This window comes from Ruminococcus sp. (assembly GCF_017650195.1).
GTDB lineage: Bacteria > Bacillota > Clostridia > Oscillospirales > Ruminococcaceae > Ruminococcus.
Map to the genome: position 1 here is coordinate 1 of NZ_JAGCFH010000077.1, position 3679 is coordinate 3679.

A 3679-nucleotide genomic window follows, 5' to 3' on the forward strand; every position below is an offset into this window, starting at 1 on the left:
CACTAGTGTCCTAAATGTTCACTAAAATAGTACTCATAACTTATTGACATACTGAATATTTCATACTGAAAATTGCACTCTACATATTATTTTTGAGACTTTCGCGTTTATTATGATGAATAAAAAGACGCGATAGCAAAATGAAAGGAGAGTATATTTTCACTCAAATATGCCGATACCTCCCGAAAGTGGAGTTCGACTGGTTAGTCAAGAAGTATAAAGGTAATAGGGCTGTAAAAGCATTCACATGCTGGAGACAGCTTCTGGCTCTGATATTCGGCCAGCTGACTGGATGTGAAAGCCTGAGGGTATTGGTAAGCTCGTTAAGGGCTCACGAATCAAAGCTGTTCCATCTTGGCATTGGCAAGAACATTTCCGTCAGTAACTTCGCCTATGCGAATTGTGTTCGCAATCCGAAGATATTCGAGGAACTTGCCGCCTTGATGATTAAAAAGGCACGTGAGAAGCGATTGGGTGCGGCTGAAGTCTTTTTCATCAGAGAAGGAAACGTCTATGCTTTTGATTCCACCACAATCTCCTTATGTCTTTCTCGCTTTGATTGGTCCAGACTCCATCATGACAAAGGTGGAATCAAAGTGCACACCTTGTATGACGTGAAGAGCGACGTTCCTGGGTTCTATGTCATTTCGAACGCCGATGTTCATGACTCACAGGCAATGACTTTTGTCCCTTATGAGTCAGGGTCTTTCTATATTTTTGACCGCGCATATATGGATACGGAGCAATTGTTCTTTATCCACAAGACGAAGGCTTATTTCGTCGTTCGGGAAAAGGTCAATATGCGCTATGAGGTCGTTGAAGATCTAAACTACTCCAACCCGATCACTGGAGTAGTGAGTGACCAACGAATTCGGTTCACTGTTTATAAAACAGCAAAACAGTATCCGGAGGTTCTTCGCAGAGTGGTGTTCTATGACGAAGAGAGTCAAAGGACCTTCGTCTTCTACACCAACAATCTGTCGATTTCTGCTGAAGAGGTCGCTCTCCTTTACAAACATAGATGGAGAGTGGAACTGTTCTTCAAGTGGATCAAACAGCATCTTCACATCAAGGAGTTCTATGGATTCAACGAAAATGCTGTTCGTATCCAGATTCATGTAGCTATCATCACATACTGCCTGGTCGCAATTGTCGAGCATGACCTCAATGTCAGGATGGACACCTATTACATGCTGAGAATTCTATCAGTCTCACTGCTTGACAAGACTCCAATTCGAGATTTGCTCATGAAAGCAAAAGAAGAAAAAACCAAGCAAAATGATAGCGCTCAATTAGTGTTAAATTTTGAGTCCTAACATTTAGGACACTAGTGTTTAGAATAAATGAGTAAGCAAGCCTCCCTGTGAAGGTCGGCTTGCTTTTTTCGACCACAGTCAATCACACCGATCGTAGCGCTAGGATACCGACCTGCACGTGGAAAATGTATTCGGCTTCGGTTTCCGACACGCTGCCATCGTTTCCAGGTCGTAAGGCTCCCACCCCATCCTGGGTAGCGAAAAAGCCATTTATAAAGAAAATCAGGCTGGTCCAAACGGATCAGCCTGATTTTTTTATACTACATCCAAAATAATCGGCAGATGGTCACTTAGGTTCGGCGATGACATAGACATCAGCCTTAAGTGCAAGCACCTCCTTATATTTCTCTCTGAATTTGTTGTTACAGTTCCAACTAACGATTCTCATAATTAATGTAGGTCAAGAACCTGTTTAGACACAAAAGTTTGTATAGCATTCACTTTATCATACATAACCTGAAGAAATCTATCGAGCTCAGCATGTGTCATGTCTACTATTGATTTTGTAGTATCTTTGGTTATCTTATAGAAGAGACGATTCTCGCTTTGATTAAAAAAGATTCCGAGTTCTTTCGCATCATTCTGTATATCGGGATTGTTTAATACTTCTTGGAATTTCTTTTTAATACTATTATCTTCAACGTGTAAGACAAAAGTGTATTTGTTTCCGGTAAGTAATTGTTGTTCAGTTAACGGTATCCATTCAAAATGAACTTGTTTGGGCCATTTAATCAAAAATACCTGGAAATAGCCTCTTTGTGTGCCATTATAAAAGCTAAATTGTTCATCTGGACATAATTCACTTAAAACCTTTATAGAGACATTTTGCAACTTATCAGTTGCATATTTCACGTATCTATTCACTGTATTTCCTACTATGCTTTGTAATTCATCCAATATGTGCATATACGAGTGAAACTTCGAATAAGTTTCACCAATAGACATTTCTTTCGTACACCCAATCTCGTTCGCGATTTTTTCCTCCATTTTCAATCGGATGCTCCTTTGCGAATCTCTTATCATAAATAATCCTTCCAAATGATCGATATATTGCTTTATTGCAGAAGTAAGCCATTCTTCTTTGACTCTGCAATTTGGAAGGACTATCTCCCTTAACCATGGCAGGATGTCATGAAGATAATTCATTTCTATAAATCGGTCTTTCAGAATACCCTTAGCTGTTTCTGTTAAACTATAATCTTCAACTTTTTTAGTGCCGTCTTTAGTTAGGTATATGACCCAGATATTATCAGCCGGAATACCACGTTTTATTTCTGTCATCACATACCGCTCAATTTGTTTGTTCTGGTCTTCTGCCCAATGTATTTTATTTTCTATTATTATCGCATGCTCTCCCATTTTCTCAATTAATCCATCTATATATTCCAGATTGTAATAGACCTTGGATTTCTCAATATCAAAAGACTCCAAATTAAGCCCAGGAATCAGACCAAGAAAAGATGACAGAATTACATGTTTCCCATCTTCTTTATATTGAAGCAGATGGGTCAGTATTCGAGTATGAGCGTTCTCATTCGCGTGGAGTTCATCAATAACATTAATATGAAAAGGCAAAGCTGCTTTTTGTTCCTTATAGAATTTTGCAAATTCTCTAGCCAGACTAATATTTTCAGAAACCTGTTCACAGTACTGAATCAATACGGGTTCTACGATATTACGCAATTCGATGATAGCATTCCCTAGTTCAATAATCTCACGACCACTAACGCTTTTGTTAAGTCTGTATGCAAAATCACAAAAATTCCTCTCTACAACCGTAGCAACATCGTTATTGGGAAGATGTTCCTTTAGATAAGAACATAAGTTCTTATAATTGGAATTCTTCGGTTCTATATGGAGCTCAAAATGATTCTGATATAATTCATAGTGAATCGATTTATCAGGTAAATCTATCGGCAGGTTGTTATCGACACCTACCTGAAAAGCTGCATTTCTATAAACGGAAGTACCCAGCATGCTTTCCAAAAATAAATAATCATTTTCTGTATATGCCATAATTGTTTACTAATTGTTATTTTGATACATTGTTAAGAGATCGTATTAAGATAATTCACATCTTCAAGATTATTGATTACTATATCTCAAAGCATGAGAAATTGGGATATTGATTATTTCGGCTGCAAATATACGATATTTCACAAGACTAACCAAAAAAATACGGGAAAATCTACAATAGTTCTGCCAATAATATAGTGATGTACGGTAAGCATTCGGTAAACCCCGTATCGACATTCAAAGGCATTCAAAGACTATGAAGCATTCTCCGAAAAAGTTGGAGTTTTTCGGAGAAACTTGTACAAGTTTGTAGATATTTTCGGAGAATTGTCGGAGACGTTCGGAGA

At 38.1% G+C, this 3679-nt stretch carries 2 protein-coding genes; one reads left to right on the plus strand and one right to left on the minus strand.

What is annotated here, in order from left to right:
* Positions 1-140: 140 nt before the first annotated feature.
* Positions 141-1316: an IS4 family transposase gene (locus J6U00_RS03195; RefSeq protein ID WP_296578761.1), complete on the plus strand. Its 1176-nt coding sequence runs from the start codon at positions 141-143 to the stop codon at positions 1314-1316.
* Positions 1317-1706: 390 nt separating this feature from the next.
* Here the strand turns inward: J6U00_RS03195 and J6U00_RS03200 are convergent, their stop codons facing one another.
* Positions 1707-3332, minus strand: coding sequence for a PD-(D/E)XK nuclease family protein (locus J6U00_RS03200; protein ID WP_296578764.1), 1626 nt, complete (start codon positions 3330-3332; stop codon positions 1707-1709).
* Positions 3333-3679: the final 347 nt, after the last annotated feature.